This window comes from Xanthomonas sp. LMG 12460 (assembly GCF_009192895.1).
Lineage (GTDB): Bacteria > Pseudomonadota > Gammaproteobacteria > Xanthomonadales > Xanthomonadaceae > Xanthomonas_A > Xanthomonas_A sontii.
Genome location: NZ_NKUH01000129.1, coordinates 1 through 848 on the forward strand (window position 1 = coordinate 1; position 848 = coordinate 848).

Consider the following 848-nt stretch of genomic DNA (forward strand, 5'->3'; position numbering starts at 1 on the left):
ACGTATACGAAACGAAGTGTGGAGCGCGTGCGCGGCTGCGAGAGCGGACCCGTAGTAGAGGCAGAAACCCCCTGCCAGCTCCGGGGGAGGGGGGGTGGGGGGGCGACGGCGCGAAAGCGACCGGGGGAGTTTGGGGGGCGAGGGTGCGGCGCCAAGCGTCTCGCGATGTTTGATTGCACCAGGCTCCGCCCGTACCCTCATCCGGCCCTTCGGGCCACCTTCTCCCGGCGGGAGAAGGAACAGCCTCTGCCTTTCGCGTCGGCGGATGGGCGAGGGGCCGGAGGGGCCGGCGCGCCGCTCGGTCGAACGCTCGCGCGACACCGCCTCCGTCTTGTCCACAGCGGCTGTGGATCGATGCTGCACAAGCCTGTGGGCAAGCGTCGCAAGTCGCTGAAATGGCTGTCCGATTCTGCCGGGTGGCGAAAATTTCATCAGTCCCGGTCGCGCTTCTCCACAGCCGGTGTGGATGAAAGCGCACGAACGCTGTGGATAAGATGCCAGTGGCGTTGTGCCACAACGGCCGCCGCCGCAATGGCGAAAAATTGACCAGCGTCGATCGAGCGACCCAGTAGGCGCACGTGCGCGCTTGCCGCAGCGCTACTGCGCGGTCCAGCCGCCGTCGATGGCGATCGTCTGCGCGGTGATGTTGCGCGCCGCCGGCGAGGCCAGGAACGCCACACAGCCGGCCAGTTCGTCGTAGGCGATGAACACGCCCTTGGGCATCGGCTTGAGCATCACTTGGGCGATCACGTATACAAATCTCCGAGCCCAAGAGACCGTAATAGATATCGTAAGCCGTCTTCTGCTTGAAAAAAAAAAAACACTAATACAAAAGTGGTCGACATGTA

General features: G+C 63.7%; 1 pseudogene. It reads right to left on the bottom strand.

Annotated elements, in window-relative coordinates:
- Nucleotides 1–597 precede the first annotated feature (597 nt).
- Nucleotides 598–750 (bottom strand): annotated as a pseudogene (locus CEK66_RS19505) (SDR family oxidoreductase); the annotation flags it as partial.
- Between the last annotated feature and the right edge of the window lie 98 nt (nucleotides 751–848).